The 16,654-nt window shown below is 72.5% G+C and carries 20 protein-coding genes and 1 tRNA gene; 11 read left to right on the top strand and 10 right to left on the bottom strand.

Annotated elements, in window-relative coordinates; genetic code table 11:
- Positions 1-20: 20 nt before the first annotated feature.
- The 4 genes from ACU436_RS06545 to ACU436_RS06530 form a co-directional block, all read right to left on the bottom strand.
- Positions 21-1,001 carry a hypothetical protein gene (locus ACU436_RS06545; RefSeq protein WP_459022707.1) on the bottom strand — a complete coding sequence of 327 codons (981 nt, stop codon included), beginning with the start codon at positions 999-1,001 and terminating at the stop codon, positions 21-23.
- Between the two features lie 27 nt (positions 1,002-1,028).
- On the bottom strand, positions 1,029-1,235 hold the full coding sequence (locus ACU436_RS06540; protein WP_459022705.1) for a heavy-metal-associated domain-containing protein: 207 nt from the start codon (positions 1,233-1,235) through the stop codon (positions 1,029-1,031).
- An 11-nt stretch (positions 1,236-1,246) separates the two neighbouring features.
- Positions 1,247-1,528: a metal-sensitive transcriptional regulator gene (locus ACU436_RS06535; RefSeq protein ID WP_459022704.1), complete on the bottom strand. Its 282-nt coding sequence runs from the start codon at positions 1,526-1,528 to the stop codon at positions 1,247-1,249.
- Between the two features lie 138 nt (positions 1,529-1,666).
- Complete coding sequence (locus tag ACU436_RS06530) at positions 1,667-1,948, bottom strand: metal-sensitive transcriptional regulator (RefSeq protein WP_075951313.1); 282 nt, start codon at positions 1,946-1,948, stop codon at positions 1,667-1,669.
- A 134-nt stretch (positions 1,949-2,082) separates the two neighbouring features.
- Between ACU436_RS06530 and ACU436_RS06525 the strand changes: the two genes are divergently transcribed.
- The 10 genes from ACU436_RS06525 to ACU436_RS06480 all read left to right on the top strand — a co-directional run bounded on the left by ACU436_RS06525 (position 2,083) and on the right by ACU436_RS06480 (position 12,420).
- Positions 2,083-2,433: an NADH-quinone oxidoreductase subunit A gene (locus tag ACU436_RS06525; protein WP_459022702.1), complete on the top strand. Its 351-nt coding sequence runs from the start codon at positions 2,083-2,085 to the stop codon at positions 2,431-2,433.
- Entirely contained in the window at positions 2,424-3,458 is a 1,035-nt protein-coding gene (locus tag ACU436_RS06520; RefSeq protein WP_459022700.1) for a hypothetical protein, read from the top strand. Before ACU436_RS06525 ends, ACU436_RS06520 begins: the two co-directional genes overlap by 10 nt.
- Positions 3,451-4,371, top strand: coding sequence for a complex I subunit 1 family protein (locus tag ACU436_RS06515; protein ID WP_459022699.1), 921 nt, complete (start codon positions 3,451-3,453; stop codon positions 4,369-4,371). Before ACU436_RS06520 ends, ACU436_RS06515 begins: the two co-directional genes overlap by 8 nt.
- A complete protein-coding gene (locus ACU436_RS06510; protein ID WP_459022697.1) occupies positions 4,371-4,883 on the top strand; it encodes an NADH-quinone oxidoreductase subunit J in 513 nt (170 codons plus the stop codon). The genes ACU436_RS06515 and ACU436_RS06510 overlap by 1 nt, the downstream gene beginning before the upstream one ends.
- Entirely contained in the window at positions 4,880-5,185 is a 306-nt protein-coding gene (gene nuoK, locus ACU436_RS06505; RefSeq protein WP_459022695.1) for an NADH-quinone oxidoreductase subunit NuoK, read from the top strand. Before ACU436_RS06510 ends, nuoK begins: the two co-directional genes overlap by 4 nt.
- A 4-nt stretch (positions 5,186-5,189) precedes the next feature.
- Positions 5,190-7,025 carry an NADH-quinone oxidoreductase subunit 5 family protein gene (locus ACU436_RS06500; RefSeq protein WP_459022694.1) on the top strand — a complete coding sequence of 612 codons (1,836 nt, stop codon included), beginning with the start codon at positions 5,190-5,192 and terminating at the stop codon, positions 7,023-7,025.
- A gap of 4 nt (positions 7,026-7,029) precedes the next feature.
- The gene (locus ACU436_RS06495) at positions 7,030-8,532 is read left to right on the top strand and encodes a complex I subunit 4 family protein (protein WP_459024267.1); all 1,503 of its coding nucleotides are present in this window, start codon (positions 7,030-7,032) and stop codon (positions 8,530-8,532) included.
- 5 nt (positions 8,533-8,537) lie between these two features.
- Entirely contained in the window at positions 8,538-9,956 is a 1,419-nt protein-coding gene (locus ACU436_RS06490) for an NADH-quinone oxidoreductase subunit N (RefSeq protein ID WP_459022692.1), read from the top strand.
- A 208-nt stretch (positions 9,957-10,164) separates the two neighbouring features.
- Positions 10,165-11,751, top strand: a complete 1,587-nt coding sequence (locus tag ACU436_RS06485; RefSeq protein ID WP_459022690.1) for a hypothetical protein — start codon at positions 10,165-10,167, stop codon at positions 11,749-11,751.
- A 372-nt stretch (positions 11,752-12,123) separates the two neighbouring features.
- Positions 12,124-12,420 carry a hypothetical protein gene (locus ACU436_RS06480; RefSeq protein WP_459022688.1) on the top strand — a complete coding sequence of 99 codons (297 nt, stop codon included), beginning with the start codon at positions 12,124-12,126 and terminating at the stop codon, positions 12,418-12,420.
- A gap of 43 nt (positions 12,421-12,463) precedes the next feature.
- Here ACU436_RS06480 and ACU436_RS06475 read toward each other — a convergent pair whose 3' ends face one another.
- Together ACU436_RS06475 and ACU436_RS06470 are read right to left on the bottom strand one after the other, a co-directional pair.
- Positions 12,464-14,059 (bottom strand): hypothetical protein, encoded by a 1,596-nt coding sequence (locus tag ACU436_RS06475; RefSeq protein ID WP_459022686.1) that lies wholly within the window; start codon positions 14,057-14,059, stop codon positions 12,464-12,466.
- Between the two features lie 371 nt (positions 14,060-14,430).
- Positions 14,431-14,850 carry a hypothetical protein gene (locus ACU436_RS06470; protein ID WP_459022685.1) on the bottom strand — a complete coding sequence of 140 codons (420 nt, stop codon included), beginning with the start codon at positions 14,848-14,850 and terminating at the stop codon, positions 14,431-14,433.
- 85 nt (positions 14,851-14,935) lie between these two features.
- Between ACU436_RS06470 and ACU436_RS06465 the strand changes: the two genes are divergently transcribed.
- Positions 14,936-15,493 (top strand): TetR/AcrR family transcriptional regulator, encoded by a 558-nt coding sequence (locus tag ACU436_RS06465; protein WP_459022683.1) that lies wholly within the window; start codon positions 14,936-14,938, stop codon positions 15,491-15,493.
- On the opposite strand, the gene ACU436_RS06460 is transcribed toward ACU436_RS06465, so the two are convergent.
- The 4 genes from ACU436_RS06460 to ACU436_RS06445 form a co-directional block, all read right to left on the bottom strand.
- Positions 15,488-15,766, bottom strand: a complete 279-nt coding sequence (locus ACU436_RS06460) for a hypothetical protein (protein ID WP_459022681.1) — start codon at positions 15,764-15,766, stop codon at positions 15,488-15,490. The two genes, ACU436_RS06465 and ACU436_RS06460, sit on opposite strands and share 6 nt — an antisense overlap.
- A gap of 11 nt (positions 15,767-15,777) precedes the next feature.
- Positions 15,778-15,851: transfer RNA gene (locus tag ACU436_RS06455), tRNA-Arg, on the bottom strand.
- Positions 15,852-16,000: 149 nt separating this feature from the next.
- A complete protein-coding gene (locus tag ACU436_RS06450; protein WP_459022679.1) occupies positions 16,001-16,393 on the bottom strand; it encodes a type II toxin-antitoxin system VapC family toxin in 393 nt (130 codons plus the stop codon).
- 22 nt (positions 16,394-16,415) lie between these two features.
- The gene (locus tag ACU436_RS06445; protein ID WP_459022677.1) at positions 16,416-16,646 is read right to left on the bottom strand and encodes a type II toxin-antitoxin system CcdA family antitoxin; all 231 of its coding nucleotides are present in this window, start codon (positions 16,644-16,646) and stop codon (positions 16,416-16,418) included.
- Positions 16,647-16,654: the final 8 nt, after the last annotated feature.

Below are 16,654 nucleotides of genomic sequence, written 5' to 3'. Positions count from 1 at the left end.
GTCCGGCTCCTTCCTGGCGATCAGTGGCCGTGGCCGTCATCGGCGTGGACCGGGGCCTCGGCCGCGGCGTCCGGGACGGCGGGACCGGTGGGCACCGTGAATGCTGCCGTGCGGACCACGCCGTCGTGCTGGAAATCGAGGAACAGGCGGTAGCTGCCCGCGCTCGGCACCTCGGCGACGAACTCGATCTGCGGGCCGGCCGGCGTGACCCCGTCACCCGGCTCCCCGTCGGGGTGCACGTGGAGGTAGGCGAGGTCGCCCTCCCGCAACGCGACCAGGTGGCCGTATGCGGCGAGGTAGGGCTGCAGGTCGGTGACCGGCTGCCCGTCCCGGCTCACCGTCAGCGTGACCGGGGAGGCCCGGCCGGGCACGAGGTCGCCGGCGAGCTCGACGGTGTACCCGTCGACCTGGGCCGTGCGGGTCGGGGCGTGCTCCGTCGGCTCGAACGCGCCGGGTACGGCGAGGTCGACGCCGAGCGTGGTGCCTGCGCCGCCCGTCGGGGCGAAGTCGGCGAAGGCGCGGTACGAGCCGCCGGCCGGGAGCGTCAACGGGACCGACCACGTGCCGTCGGGCGTCATCTCGGGGTGGACGTGCTGGAAGCCGGTCGTGTCGCGGCGGACGACGATCAGGTGCATCCGCTTGTCGTGCTCGACGTCGAACGCGGTGACCGGTGCCCCGTCGGGCCCGGTGATCTGGAAGGAGAAGTTCCCCGTCGCCGGCGTCGGGTCGGTGGGCGTGAGGGTGAAACCGCCCCTGCTCGACGCCAGCCCGGCGGGCTGGTCGGCTGTGCTGCCTGCGCGGCTCGCAGGCTCGCCGACGGAGGCCTCCGCGACGGTGCCGCTGTGGGCGTCCCCGTGCCCGGCGGCCTCAGCGCCGGACGGTGCCACGTCGCCGGTGGCGACGGAGCGGAGGGGACCGACAGCGGTGCCGACGGCGTACGCACCTGCGACGAGCAGGACGAGCGCCGCACCGTAGGCGGAGAGCTTCGCAGCAGTGTTCATGTCAGTTCCTGGTCTCCTGGCCGGCAGTCAGCCGGCGAGCTGGTACCCGGCTTCCTCGACGGCGGCGCGGACGTCCGCGCTGTCGACGGGCGTGCTGCTGGTGACCCGGACAGCGCCGGTGGGCAGATCCACCGCGACGTCGGTGACACCGTCGATCTCGCTGATCTCCTCGGTGACCGAGGCGACGCAGTGGTCGCAGGTCATCCCGGTGACGGTGTACGTGGTCTCGCTCATTGCAGATCCCTTCAGGACTTGACCAGCCGCGCGATGGCGGCGCTGGCTTCGGCGACCTTCTGGTCGGCGACGGGGCCGCCCTCGGCGGCGGCCTCGGTGACGCAGTGGCGCAGGTGCTCGTCGAGCAGGCCGAGCGCCACGGCTTCGAGGGCCTTGGTGGCGGCCGAGACCTGGGTGAGCACGTCGATGCAGTACTCGTCCGAGTCGATCATCTTGGCGATGCCGCGGACCTGGCCCTCGATGCGGCGCATCCGCTTGAGGTAGCCGTCCTTGTCGTGGGCGTAGCCGTTCATGCCGTGCTCCTCTCCGAACACCGACGACGATACCGTAGGGGGGTATGCCATCAAGACACTTCCCCGGTGACGCCGGTCACGCCGGCCGTAGGGCTCCGCGAAAGGTACCCCGTAGGGCTATGCCGTACCGATCGGGCGTCAGGACTTGACGAGCCGGGCGATCGCGGCGCTCGCCTCGGCCACCTTCTGCTCCGCGACCGGCCCGCCCTCGGCGGCGGCCTGCGCGACGCAGTGGCGGAGGTGCTCGTCGAGCAGGCCCAGCGCGACGGCTTCGAGGGCCTTGGTGGCCGCCGAGACCTGGGTGAGCACGTCGATGCAGTACTTGTCGTCCTCGATCATCTTGGCGATGCCGCGGACCTGGCCCTCGATGCGCCGCAGGCGCTTGAGGTAGGCGTCCTTGTCCTGGGTGTAGCCGTGCATCCGTCCTCCCTCGGGCCTGCGGAAATACTATGCCCCCCTACCGGGCCGGGTGACGGAGACCGCGTGCCGCTGGACAGCAGGCAGCGGAGCGACGAGTATCCGACACCCCATACGGGTACCGAGGAGGGATGGTCGTGGCGGAGTTCGGCCCGCTTCTCCTGGTGTTGCTGGTAGGCGCCGTCCTGGTACTGGGGTGCTACGCGCTCGCCGCGCTCGTGGCGGTGTGGCCGCCGCTGGACGGGGTCGAGGCCTTCGCCGGGGGGCTGCCGCCGCAGGAGCACGCCGTCTCGCGGTTCCACGTGCGCTGGTACCCGGTGACCATGGTCTTCCTGGCCTTCGACATGGAGATGCTCTTCATGTACCCGTGGACGCTCGTCGTGTCCCGGGTGGGGGTGGCCGCGGTGATCGAGATGTTCCTGTTCCTCGCGATCCTGTTCGCCGGCGTGCTCTACGCGTGGCGCGAGGGGGCGCTGCGATGGACCTGACCGCGCTCCTGCTCCGGGTCGCCGCCCGGCGCCCGCACGTGCTCGTCGTCGCCGGGCCCGGTGCCACGGGCGTGCGACTCGCGCTCGAGACCGCGCTCGCCCGCCGCGGGTGGCCGGTGGCCACCGGCCCGGCCGACGCCGACGTCCTCGCCGTCGCCGGCACGCCCGGTTCGCAGCTCGCCGCGGTGGTCGACGCCGTCTGGGAGCAGGTCCCCGCGCCCCGGGCCCGGATCGAGGTGACCGATCCCGCCAACGTCGACGACCGGCTCGACGCCGCAGCCGCCCAGCTGGCCCGGCCCGTGAGTGGCAACGAGGGTCATGGCACTCGCATCCACTCACGCCCCCGGGAGGGGGAGAACGCCGAGCACGGCGGTGGGCACCACGACCACCACCACGGTGGCCCGGTCGCCGGGTTGCCGATGGCCGAGCTCGGCCCCGACCGGGACGGGTTGACGCTCGACCGGCTGCACGTCCCGCTCGGCCCGGTGCTCCCGGACTGGCCCGCCGGGCTGGTGGTGCGGGCGACGCTGCAGGGCGACGTCATCCAGGAGGCCGCGGCCGAGGTGCTGGACGCCGGCCGCGCGGAGCCGTTCGCGTGGCCGAGCCCGGTGGCGCGCGAGCTGGACGGGCTGGCGCGGTTCCTGGGGGTCGCCGGCTGGTCGAGCGTGGCAGGCCGGGCGCGCCGGCTGCGGGATGCCGCGCTCGCCGGGGACGAGATCGAGACCGAGGCGACCGCGCTGGTCCGGCGGATCCGCCGGTCCCGCACCCTGCGCTGGATGATCCGCGGGATCCCCGCCGGGCCCACGGACGTGGCAGCGCTGCTGGAGGCCCGGCTGGGGGCGATCGAGGCGGCGCTGCGCGTCGGCGCCCCTCCCGAACCGCAGCAAGGTGGCTTTGCTCCGGTTCAACCGGAGCAAAGCCACCTTGCTGCGACACTCCTCGTCGGAGCCGAGCTCGCCGCCGCCCGGCTGATCGTCGCCGCCCTCGACCGCGAGACCGACCGGTCGGGGGCCGGGCATGGGTGAGATGTCGGTCGCACTCCCGTGGTGGTGGGCGCTGCTGCTGCCCGTTCTGCTCGGCCTCGCGACGTGGGCGACGCTCGCCGGCGACGTCGCGTTCTCGGGCGGGCGCGGGGCCCTCGCGGCGCCGGGTCGGGAGCTCGCGCGGCTGCTCGTCGGGCAGCGTCGCCGCACGGTGGCGGCCGACTCGGTGCTGGGGCGCGTCGGCGGTGGCGTCCTGCCGGTGGGCGCGCTGCTGGCGGCCGCGGTGTTGCCGCTGGGGGAGCGCCCGGTGGCCGACCTGTCGATCGGGGTCGTCTGGTTCAACGCCATGGAGGTGCTGGCGTGGGCTGCGGTGTGGATGGTCGGTTGGGGCTCCAACAGCGCGCTGGGCCTGGTCGGCGGCTACCGGTTCGTCGCGCAGGGGCTGGCCTACGAGCTGCCGCACATGTTCGCGATCATCACGGCCGCTCTGGGGGCGGAGAGCCTGCGGCTCACCACGATCGTCGACGCGCAGCAGGGCCTCTGGTTCGTCGTGATCATGCCGGTGGCGTTCGTCGTCTACCTGATGTCCGCGGCGGCGATGGCGTTCTGGGGCCCCTTCGACGCCCCGGTCGGCCGGGACGTGGCGGGTGGCGCCGCCGGGGAGCTCTCGGGCGTGGACCGGCTGGTCTTCGCCGGTGGCCGGTGGCTCCTGCTCGTCGTCGCCGCGGCGATGGCGGTGCCGCTCTTCCTCGGTGGGGGAGCGGGTCCGGTGTTGCCGCCGTGGGCGTGGGTGGCGGTGAAGACCGCCGCCGTGCTGGCGCTCCTGCTGTGGGTGCGCCACCGGTTCCCGACCGTGCGGATGGACCGCTACGTCGAGTTCGCCTGGGTCGTCCTGATCCCGTTGACGATCGCGCAGGCCCTCGCCGTGGCGCTGGTCGTGCTGGGGAGCGCCTGATGCTCGGGATCGTGCTGTTCTGGGTGCTGGCCGCTGCCGCGCTGGTGTTCGGGTACCTCGTGTTCCGGCTGGACTCGATGGCGCAGGTGACGTTCGCGCTGCTCGCGTCGTTCCTCGCCGTGGCCGGGCTGGTGCTGCTGCTCGGCCTGGGCTACCTCGGCGCGGTGATCGCGCTGATGATGGTCATCGAGATGGTGGTCATGGCCGTCTTCATGATCATGTACATGATGAACCCGGCCGGGTTGATGCCGATGACGATGGTGCACAACAAGGCCGGGTCGGCGGCGATCGCGGTCGGCACGTTCGCCGTGCTGGCGGTCGGGATCCTGCTCGTCGACTGGCCCGCGCGGGAGGGCGCCCCTCCGCCCGACCCGACCTACGCGCTGGGCGAGGCGCTCATGGGTGGACAGATGCTCACGATGATGACGCTCGGCGTCGGCCTGTTCGCGACCATCGTCGCCACCGTGGTGCTGGCCACCGACCGCGGCCGCTACGAGGGCGGCGACCGATGACCCTCCAGCTGTTCCTGCTGCTCGCCGCCGGGTTGTTCGCGATCGGGCTCTACGGGGCGCTGTCCCAGCAGTCGATCGTGATGCTGATGATGGGTCTGGAGCTGATGCTGAACGGCGTCATCGTCGCCGCGGCCGCGTTCTGGTACTTCGTCTCGCCCGGCGGCGTCGACGGCCAGGTGCTCATCGTCGTCGTGATCACCGCGATGGCGGTCGAGATGGCCGTCGGGTTCGCGGTCGTCACCGCCATCTACCGGGCCCGGCAGGTCGACATGACCGACGACGCCGCCGACCTGAGGGGCTGACCCGATGCTGTGGTGGCTGGTCGCGGTGCCCCTGCTCGCCGGCGCCCTCCTCTCCGCCGCGGGTCGCCGCGCCGACCGGGTCGCGCCGGGTGCCGGTGTGCTGGTCGCGGTGGCCGTGCTGGCCCTCGCGATCGTTGCGGCGGTCACCCGCCCTGCCGTCGACGCGCCGCTGGTGGCCGGCATCCGCGCCGGGCTCGCCGTCGACGGGCTGTCCGCGCTGATGGTCGTCACGGTCGCCGGGGCGACCCTCGCCGTGCTCGTCCACGCCGCGGGTGCGCCGGACCTGCGGACCGCGCGGTTCGCCGGGTTCATGCTGCTGTTCGCCGGCGCGATGCTGGTGACGGTCACCGCGACCACGCTCGCCGTCCTGCTCATGGCCTGGGAGGTCATGGGGGCGATGAGCTGGGCGCTGATCGCCTACCGCTGGCGCGAGCCGGAGTCGGTGACGGCCGGGCACACCGCGTTCCTCACCACGCGGCTCGCCGACGTCGGCCTCTACGTCGCCGCCGGGGGCGCGCTCGCCGGCGGCGTCGGCTCCCTCGCGCTCGCCGACCTGCCCGCCGCGCGGGATCCGTGGCTGCACGTCGTCGCCGCCGGGCTGGTGCTCGCGGCGCTGGGGAAGTCCGCGCAGCTGCCGTTCAGCTTCTGGCTGTCGCGGGCGATGCGCGGCCCGAGCCCGGTCTCGGCGCTGCTGCACTCGGCCACGATGGTCGCGGCGGGGGCGTACCTGCTGCTGCGGCTGGCCCCGCTGCTCGTGGCCACCGGGTGGGCCGGGCCCGTCGTGGCGTGGGTCGGCGCGGCGACGGCCCTGTTGCTCGGCCTGGTCGCGGTGGCGCAGTCCGACCTGAAGCAGCTGCTCGCGGCCTCGACGTGCGCGCAGATCGGGTTCATGGTGCTCGCCGCCGGCGTCGGCGCGGTCACGGGCGGCGCGTTGCAACTGGTGGCGCACGCCGCCACGAAGAGCCTCCTCTTCCTCGCGGCCGGGTCCTGGCTCCTCCTGCTCGGGACGAAGCAGCTCGGCGAGCTGCGCGGCGCGGCGCGGCGGTACCCGCTGGTCGGCGTGCCGTTCACGATCGGCGCGGCCGCCCTGGCCGGCCTCCCACCCCTGTCCCTGTGGGTGACGAAGGACCTGGTCCTGGCCACGGCCCTGGAGCAGAGCGCGGCGTTGTACGTCGTGGGTACGGCAGCGGCGCTGGTGTCGGCGGTGTACGCGACGAAGGCGACGTGGTGGATCTGGCAACCCGCGGCCGCCGAGGGCGGGAGCGCGGGCCCCGTGGAGCGAACGGCACGTTCGCTCGCAGCTGGCACGCGAGCGGGCCGTTCGCACCTCGACGGCTTCTTCGGGAGCGTCGCCCTGGTCGGGCTCGCAGCGCTCGCTGCTCTCCTCGGAGGGCTTCCGCTCGTCATTCCCGGGATCAGCGCTGCTGGGTGGGAGCTCGCCGCATCCGGGCTGCTCGCGGTCGCCGCCGTTGCGCTCACCTGGCGCGTGGCGGCGCGGCTCGGGGCGCCGACGGTCCTCGCGTCGTGGCTCGGGGTGGAACGAATGGCGCACGCCGTGGTCGTCCGGCCCGTGCTCGGGCTGGCTCGGCGGCTCGCCCGCTTCGAGGATCACCTGGACCGGGCCGTGACGGCGATCGGCGGCGCGACCGTGGGGCTGGCGCGGGTGCTCGACCGGCGGGGCGAGGGCGCCGTCGACGGGGCGGTGCGCGGGATCGCCGACGGCGCCCGGGCACTCGGCCGACTCGCCCGCCGTCCCCAGACCGGGCAGGTCCACCAGTACTACGCCCAGGCGGCCGCCGCGCTCGCCGTCCTGGCCCTCGTCGTGATCGTGGTGAGGTGAGGTGTTGCTCTCGCTGATCGTGTTCCTGCCCGCGGTGGTGGCGGCCGTGCTGCTGCTGGTGCCGGCCACCGCGCCGCGGCGGGTGTTCACCGGTGCGTGGCTGGCGGTCAGCGCCGTGGACCTCGTGCTCGTGGTGGCGATGTGGCCCGCTCCGGGGAGCGGGTTCCGGTTCGAGGAGCGGGTGGCCTGGATGCCGACCGTCGGCATCTCCTACCACGTCGGCGTCGACGGGATCTCGCTGCCGCTCGTGGCGCTGACGGTGGTGCTGTTCGGTGCGTGCGCGGTGTTCGCGTTGCGCGAGACGCGCCGGGTCAAGGGCTACGTCGCGCTGTTCCTGGCCCTGCAGGCGGTGTCGCTCGGGCTCTTCGTCGCCCTCGACCTGATCCTGTTCTTCCTGTTCTTCGACCTGTCGATCGTCTTCATGTACTTCCTGATCGCCGGCTGGGGGCACGGTGAACGGGCCCGCGCGGCGGCGTTGAAGTTCTTCGTCTACACGTTCCTCGGCTCGCTCGCCCTGCTGCTCGGGTTCATCCTGCTGTACCTCGCGGCCGAGCCGCACACGTTCGACATCGTCGAGCTCGCCGCCGCCGACCCGCTCGCCGCTGGCGGCCCGGCGGCCGCGCTCGCGCTGCTCGCGATCGGCGTCGGCCTGGCCGTGAAGACGCCGACCGTGCCGTTCCACACCTGGCTCCCGCCCGCCCACACCGAGGCACCTGCGACGGGCTCGGCGATCCTCGCCGGGATCCTGCTGAAGATGGGCACGTACGGCTTCGTGCGGATCGCCATGCCGATCCTGCCCGACACGTGGCGCCAGTACGCCGTCGTCGCGGTCGTGGTCGGCGTGGTGTCGGTGCTGTACGGGGCGCTGGTCGCGCTGGCCCAGACCGACGTCAAGCGGATGGTCGCCTACACGTCGGTGAACCACATGGGCTACGTGGTCCTCGGCGTGGGCGCGGCCGGGATCCTGGCCGGCTCCGACGACCAGGCCCGGCAGCTGGCCACGACCGGTGCCGTGACGCAGATGGTGGCGCACGGACTGATCACCGGCGCGTTGTTCCTGCTCACCGGGGTCCTCCACGACCGCGGCGGCACCTACGACATGACCGCGTACTCCGGCCTCGCGGCGCGGACGCCGGTCTTCGCCGGGGTGTTCGCGGTGGCCGCGTTCGCCTCGTTGGGCCTGCCCGGGTTCGCCGGGTTCATCGCCGAGTTCCAGATCTTCACGGGCGCGCTGGCGTCCGCCCCCGTCGCCACCGCGCTCGCCGTGACGGGCATCCTGGTCACCGCGGCCCTGTTCCTGCGAGCTCTGCAGCGGCTGTTCCTGGGACCCGAGCGGCTGCCGGACGCGCCCGGTACACCACGGCCGTTCGCCGACCTGCACGCCTCCGAGGCCGGCGCGATCGTCCCGCTGCTGGCGCTGGCCACGGTGATCGGGGTCCTCCCGCGGTTCCTGCTCGACGTGATCGAGCCGGCGTCGAGCACGGTCGTGGAGCTCGTCACCCGGTGAACGGCATGAACGAGAACCCGGCGGCGCTGCTACCGGAGCTCATGCTGCTCAGCTCCGCCGTCGCCGGGCTGCTGATGGGGGCGTGGCTGCCCCGGCACCGGCAATGGTTCGTGCGCCTGCTCGCCGCAGTCGCGGCCGTCGCCGGGCTCGCCGCCACCGCCGCCGCGGCCGCCCGCCCCGACGAGGTCGTGTTCGGCACCAGCTACGCCCTCGACACCCCCACCCACGCCACGCGGGTGATCGTGCTCGTCGCGGTCCTGGTGGCGCTGGCCCTGTCCGTCGACGGGACGGCCGGCCATCGCCGCGAGACCGAGTTCCTGGTGCTGCTGCAGCTCGGCGCGCTGGGCACGATCCTGCTCGGCGGCGCGAACGACCTGCTGCTGCTGTTCGCGGCGTTCCTGCTCGCGAGCGTGCCGTTCTACGCGCTCGCAGGATGGGACAAGAGCGCCCTCGGCGCCGAGGCCGCCATGAAGTACTACCTGTCCGGTGCGTTCCTCGGCGTCGCGATGCTCACCGGTGTCGCGATCCTCTACGGCGTCGGTCGCAGCACCGCCTACGGGCCGCTGCGCGAGGGGCTGACCGCCGCGCCGGCGGCCGCCGCCGGGGTGGGGCTGGTCGCGGTGCTCGCCGGGCTGCTGTTCAAGATCGGCGGGGTGCCGGGGCACTTCTGGGTCCCGGACGTCACCGACGGCACCCCGCCCGCCGTCGCCGCGATCGTCACGACGATCCCCAAGATCGGTGGCCTCGTCGCGACGTACCGGCTGCTGTCGGTCGCGGTCCCGGCGGACGCCCTCGACTGGCCGCTTCTCGTCGGCGTCCTGGCCGCCGCATCGATGACGCTCGGCAACCTCGCCGCGTTCTTCCAGACCTCGGTGCAGCGCCTGCTCGCCTACTCGACGATCAGCCAGGTCGGCTACCTGCTGGTGGCCGTGGCCGTCGCGGGCCGTGCCGAGCTCGCCCAACCCGCGCTCCTCCTCTACGTCGGCGCCTACGCCGTCACGAACCTCGGGGCGTTCGCCGTGGTGGCCGCCCTGCCCGGCGCGCGGACGCTCGAGGAGTACCGCGGCATGGCCCGGCAGCACCCCGCCCTCGCCTGCGCGCTCGCCGTCTGCCTCCTCGGGTTGATCGGCACGCCGCCCACGGCGGTGTTCGTGGGAAAGCTGGCGGTGTTCACGGCCGCCGTCGACGGCGGGTTCGCGTGGCTGGTGGTCCTCGCGATCGTCAACACGGTGGCGAGCGTCTTCTACTACCTCCGCTGGATCGCGCCCACGTTCCGCAGGGCGGATCCCGAGCCGGCGACGCCGCAGCAGGCCGGCACGTGGCCGGCGGTCACCGCCTACTCCTGCGCCGCGGTCGCGGTGTTGCTCGGCGTGCTGGGAGGGGTCGTCCTGCCCCTGCTCGTGGCGCCGCCCGCCCCGATGTGACGGACTGGCCTCACGGGGCGTAGGGGGCCGGATACGTGGTGGCGCACGCTTGCGCAAGGATCTGGTTACCCCGATCGGAGGATGGACGAGCACATTGCACATTCCCCATCCGCTCAGCGGGATCGCCGTCCAGGACTGGCCGTGCGACCGTTGCGACGTCGACGCGCGGCAACGGTGCCGCACGCTCAGATCCGGCAAGCCACGGCGGGTGGCGCACCTGGCCCGCTGGTCGACCGGTGTCGTGTTCACGCTCGCCGCGAGGTGGCTACCCCGGCTTCCGGTGTGGGACCGGCTGACGCTCGCCACCCGCGCCGTCGGGAGCACCGACGGCAAGCCCCGTCCGGCCGCCTGGAACGACGTCACCGCCCTGCTGTGGCAGGCCGACCAGCTGCAGAAGGCCCTCGTCCGGCGCGTCGTCGACGACGCCGACCCCTTCGTGGAGGCCTCGGAGCTGCGCCGTCGCGGCCTGCACCTCGCCGCGGCCATGAAGGAGGCCGGGAACCTGCTGCGCCAGCAGCACCTGCAGGACGACCCCCGGCGGGCCGAGGTCGACGAAATGGACCTGCCCGACGGTGCGGGCTCGGCCCGCCTCACCCTCGCCGAGCTGCGAGCCGCGCGCGACCGCGGGCAGGTGCACGTCATGAGCGCCGACATGGGCCGCCGCGCCGCCGCCGTCGCGGAGGGGAGCGGGACCGACGCCGACCGGTGGGCCGTGCGGTGGGAGCTGTCCGGCCGGTTCGACGCCGAGCCGGTCGCGGGCCCGGAGCCCGATGACGGGCCGGACCGCCCCGCCGTGCGCGGCTGGGCCGCCCATCCCGCGGTCGTGGCCGACGAGCTCGGGAGGTGGAGCACACCGCCGGGGCCCGCCGCCGTCACGTGGCGGGGCGCGCCGCCGCCGTCCCGGCTCCCGCGGCTGAGCGCCTTCACCTCCGCCGCGACGCCCCACGTCACCGAGGAGCAGGCCGCCGCGGCGTTCATGGCTCGACCGGACATCATCGCCGAGATCGTGGCCGAGATCGACAGCCTGCGCCGCGGCGTCCCCCGCGACCGGATCCGGGACGAGGTCGCCACGCGCGCGGCCCGGCTGCAGGCCGAGGAACCGCAGCTGCCCGGCCTGTTCGCACCCGGTGACTCCTGGGCGTGCACGAAGGCGGTCGAGTGGGTGCGGGCACAGGCCGTGGTGCGCACGCCGGACGAGGTGTGGGGGCGGTTCGACCGGGAGGGCGACGAGGCCGACGACCGGTCGTGCTGGCTCCCCGAGCGCACGGCCGAACTGCTCGCCGTCGGCTACGCGGACGTGCCGGCGTACCTCACCCGCCACTTCGGCGCGCACAGCGAGTCGGGGGCGGTGCAACTGCTGCGGATCCCCGGCCCGGCCGGGCCGCTCTACGCCGTCGGGGCGGGATCCCACCGTGCGCACCTGTGCCGCATCCTCGGTCTCCCGTGGATGTTCGCGGTGACGACGATGATGTCGCTGCCGCGGCGGATCGAGACCACCGCCGTCACCCCCACCGAGCAGGGCCCGGAGGCGTGCCGCGAGACGGCCGCCCTGTGGCGGGGACTCCTCCGGCGCGGCGTGGTCCGCGGTGAGCTGATCCCGCGCTACTCGGACTGGGTGGTCGAGTTCCGGATCGAGTACGCGCTGGCGCCCTGGATGCTGCTGCCCGCCGACCGCGCCACGGCGTACAACCAGCGTTACGAGCGGCTCCACCCGGGCGCGCTCGCGGCCACCGGCATCCCGGACGAGGTACTGAGCAGCCCGGACGCGTGGAGATCGTGGCTCACATCGGACTGAACGGGACTGTCACGAACTTGCGATCCCGTGCACCCGACCTGCGCGGCGCCGGACAGCTCCGAAGCCCGATGTCGGCGTGCTCCTCATGACGACTGCGTTGCCCGCGAAGGCTCGCCGAACGCCGGGGCCTCGTTACCGCGTTCGCCGTTGGCCGTTGCGAGATCTCCCTGAGAGCCCTCGCGCGGGCGCTTGCACCGACCTCGGATCGAGCACCAGCCGGTGATCGCTCCGAGAGGCCGCTCGGCGCCATGCGGGGGACGATCGCGCCCGCGTCGGATGGATCACGTCGCTGGCATCGCGCCGGGTCCGCGGCCTGGTCGTGCGTGTCCCGAACCCCGACCCCACCGCCCGACCAGATCAGACTCGTCGACCGTGATCGGCCGGTCCGTCGGGTGTGACGGGATCTTCCCCAACCCGGACGACCACGAGCTGACCCCGGACGAGGTCACCGACCTCCGCGCGGCGCTGCACCGCGCCGGCCTGCCGGTGGCCCGGCCGTTCGACATCGCGGTGCGGGGCAACGCGAGCCCCGCGTGGCAGGAGAACAAGGTGGTGGACCTGGATGGCCTCGCCAGGGCCGGTATGACCTGGTGGCTGGAATCGTTGATCCACTTCGATCCGCTGGAGCTCTCGATGGCGGTCGTCGACGCCGGCCCGCCGCGCGGTTGAGGAATCCGCCGTCCGGTGCGCCGGACCAGCGCCGGCCGACAGGTCAGGAGGAACTCGCCAGGCTGGTGATCAACCCACCGATCCGCTCGTGTGCATCGATCGTGCGCGGCAGCTGGGACGCCTGGGTGCCCTCCACCCAGAGACCGAAGGTCATGAGGCCGACGACGCGCGGATGCTGCCGGGCCAGCTCGAGGTAGTCCCACTGCAGCGCGGCGAGGTCGGCGTCGCTGCTGTGGCCCGGTTTCGACCCGCAGGCCTTGAGCGGGGCGGCCTGGGGCAGGAGGAACAGATCCTTCCCCTTGGCCGCGGACTCCAGCGTGCCCAGCGTCGTCTCCACGTCGGAGATCGAGTCGCAGTACTGGTCGAAACCGACCCAGTCGACCTCTGCGGGAACCGTCAGGTCCGGCGTGACGGACGGGGCGGCCTCGACCATCATCACCCGCTTGTCCGGGAACGTGGCCTTGATCGTCCTGGCGGCGGTCGTGAGGTCGGCTTCCGAGGCGCCGCGCTGGTAGGGCTCGTCGAGCAGGTAGAACGCGGCGACGTTGTCGAGCCGGGAGTCGGAGCGGACCGCCTCGGCCAGGTTGTTCCACCGCTCCTGGTAGTTCGGGTAGAGGACGCACGACTGTCCCGCCCCGCACCCCTTGAAGAACTCGTTCCCGGTGGAGACCACGCATGACCCCGGTGCGCAGTCGTCCAGCACCTCCGGCACGTATCCGTCGCGGTCGCTGATCCCGACCCAGTTGAGGTTGGACCGGCCCCGCACCTCCTTCAGGTGGTTGCCGAGCGTCGCGGTCAGCCGTGCCCCCCAGTAGCCGAAGTAGCGGACGCCGGGGGCGGCGGGCGGGTCGACGGCCGAGACGGCGAGGTCGTCGAACGTGCTCGTCATGTTGCTGTCGGCCAGGTAGGCGCCGAGGTTCAGGAACGTCGTCGCCGGGAACGGGTCGGTGAGCTGGACGGGAACGGAGACGTCACCGACCACCACGGTCGCCTCGCGCTCGCCTGCGACGCCCGAGACGGTGATGCGGAAGCGGCCGCTCCCATCCGGAACGGCATGTCGCTCCGGACCGGCGATCTGGTCGTTCCCCTGGAAGACCTCGATGCGTCCGTCGGAACGAACCAGAGCCGACAGGGCCACGGTGGGGCCGGTGACGTACCCCGACGCGTCGGGGTTCGGGTCGAGCACGAGCGATGACCAACTGCCGGCGGCGGTGTCACCGATGACGGGGTCCGCGGTCACGGAGGCCGTGAGCTCACCGGACGACCCGGCGACCGCGGCCGAGGTCAACCGGACTGCGGACGTGCCCGAGTGCAAGGACAGCGTGCCCGGCTGCTGCGGATCGTTGACCTGCGAGAACCACTGCCGGGGGACCGGGGCCGGGTACCAGAGGCCGGAAACGCGCTCGTACGCGATCCCCCGCTGGGAGCCGCGCTGCCGGGTGGCCAGGCTGTCGTTCAAGCCGTACGTCGGGTCGGCGTCCACGGCACCGTCGAAGGAGTCGGTGAACCCCGCGGTCTCCTCCGCGTGGGCCGGGCCGGCCGCCACTCCCTGGAGCCCGAGCGCCAGGACGACGAGCGCCACAACTGCCCACCCGGACCCGGCCGACCTGCCCGACCGCAGCCCACTCTGCGCACTCACCCTGCCGACCTCGCTCCACCATCGATGCCACGATTCGCGGCGCCTTGTGTAGACCGGCCGGCCGTCGATGATCAATCGGATGGCGGGAACACGCCAGTCCTCCTGCGAAGGCGACGTTCAGCGGCGTGCACGCCTGCAGGACACTCCGAACGGCAGCGGTCGCAGGTGTGCTGGGCGGATCGTTGGAACCGCAGCCGAGCCGCGCGCAAGCCTGTGATCAGTGAAAAAGGGACATCAGCTGCACGGTTGCAGCCCATGTCCCGATCCTGCTGATCATGACGACGGCGGCGCGGCACGGTCGGCGCGGGCCCGAAGCCTCAACTTGCGGGTGCGGACGGCAATGGCGGCCGCCAGGGCGGCAATGACCCACATCAGGAATCTCCGCCCACGTGCTCACCCGTGATCCGGGCCTCCGCCCACCGCGTTGCCGCCGCCACATTGTCGGTGGTGAACGTCGGACAGCCCCACATCTTGTTGCCGGCCTTGATCTTCTTGGCGGTGGCGGCCTGCGTCTCGGCCGACACCACCATCGCCAGGCCCAGGCAGTACTTCTTCAGCCCGGGACGGAGCTGCTTGAGCATCCGGATGCGCTCGCCGACGCCCATCTCCCCGGCACCCTGGGTGGGTGAGGGCATCTGGACCACGGCGGCGAACGTCTCCTGGCGGCTGACCGCGGCGCCCAGCGTGTCGCCGACCGTGCGGGCACCATCCATCCCTGCGGCGGAGAAGCCGGAGACATCCAGCCTCACCAGCGGCCACTGATCGAACACCGTCTCGTCGCGGTGGTGCATGACTCCTCCACGTGTCTGAGAGATGCAGGCGAGCCTAACCTATTAGAGACCAGCGGTCACTAACTTGTGGCCATAGGATCGACGGGTGCCGGGCAGGACCAGGCCGGTGGGCAGGCCGGCGAAGCTCAGCCGCGATGTGATCGTCGCCGCGGCGCTGGAGTCCGACCTGCGCACCGTGACCATGCGGGACTTGGCCGCCCGCCTGGGCGTCTCACACTCCGCCCTCTACCGATGGGTCGCCGATCGCGACGAACTGTTCGACCTGATCAGCGAAGTCATGGTCCAGCGGATCCTGCCCAGAGCGGAGCCCGCCCCCGATACGTGGCGCGACTGGCTCACCGACCTTGCCTGGAAGATGCACGACGAGTTTCTCGCAGTGCCCGGGTTCGCGGCACACGTCGCGGCTCCGCACCGCCACAACCCCGAAGCGTTCGCCCGCCTTCACAACCGCGTTGTCCACGCCTTCACCGCCGCCGGCGCGGATCCGGTGATGGCCGAGCACAGCTGGATCATCTTCGGTCTGGGAGTCGTTCAGTGGATCGCCGCACAAGAGGCCGGACACGACCTCGGACCGGAAGCGCCACGCTTCGACCTGTTCCTCGGTGTCCTGCTGCGTGGACTACCCGCCACCGACCCGTCATAGCTCCGGTGATGCACCATCGACCTCCGAGCAAGGGAGGGGCTGCACCCGCACGCGCTCCGGCACAACAATGCGACAAGGCTTGATGCGGCCGGTGTGCGTGCCCGGGAGATTGCTGATCACCTCGGCCACGAGCGGGTCTCGATGACGCAGGACGTGTACATGTCCCGCAAGGCGGCCGGCGCGAATGCTGCGGCCGTGCTCGACTTCTTCGGGCCCGAACCGCGGGGTAAACGCGGGGTTGATCTTGACGGTCGGTGAGGCCAGCTCGCTCACCAGCGTGCTTGTGCCCCCGGCAGGACTCGAACCTGCGACCTAGAGATTAGAAGGCTCTTGCTCTATCCAGCTGAGCTACGAGGGCGTGCGGCAGTGACCCGGAAACCGCATCCCGAGCCTAGCGGCTGCCCTGCCGGGGTGTGGGTGGGGGCGATCGCCGACCGCATCCTGCCGTCGCTCTTCGATGCCCGGGTAGCACCGGCTGTCGCCGATGCGGTTGTGGACCGCGGGGGCTCAAGTCTGATCCGGGGCATCGGCCGAGATGCTCTCCGCGGCCGTGGATGCGCGGGCCAGGCGGTGGTCCGTGGTGAGGAGCGGGGCGTGCAGGCGGGTGGCGAGCTCGACGTAGACGGCGTCGACCAGGCGTAGGTCGGCTCGGCGGGACCATGCGCCGGTCAGGAGATCATGAGCTGGATGCCGGGTGACCGGAGCCGCTGCCAAGGTTGTGAGGCCGGCCTCCACCTCTGCCGATGTCAGCTCGCCGGCACGCTGCAGTCTTCCGAGCGCCGACAGGACTTCGGCGTCCATGTGGGCCGGTGCGTGCATCGACGTGCCGGTGAGCCTCACGGTCGCCGCCGCAGCATGGGCAGTGCCTGCGAGGAGGTCGACGAAGACCGAGGCGTCCACGACCACGGCCTCCGCCGGCCGGTCAGTCATCGGGCTCGCCGTCCAGCTCGGCTCGCGCATGGTCGAGAGCTGCCAAGGCGGCAGCGTGCGAGACCTCGCCGCGCGGTGACGGGAGGGACGTCAACCAGTCGTCCGTGGCCCGGCGCTGCAGCTCATCGGTGATGGCGGCCTGGGTGAGGGCTGACAGGTTCAGGTCCGCCGCCCTCGCTCGCTCGGCGAGCTCGTCCGGGACGTACACGTTCACCCGCGCCATACACACAA

Source organism: Pseudonocardia wallangbongensis, assembly GCF_054486945.1.
Note: the sequence above shows the minus strand (reverse complement) of the source record. Positions and strands in the feature narration are given on the sequence as shown.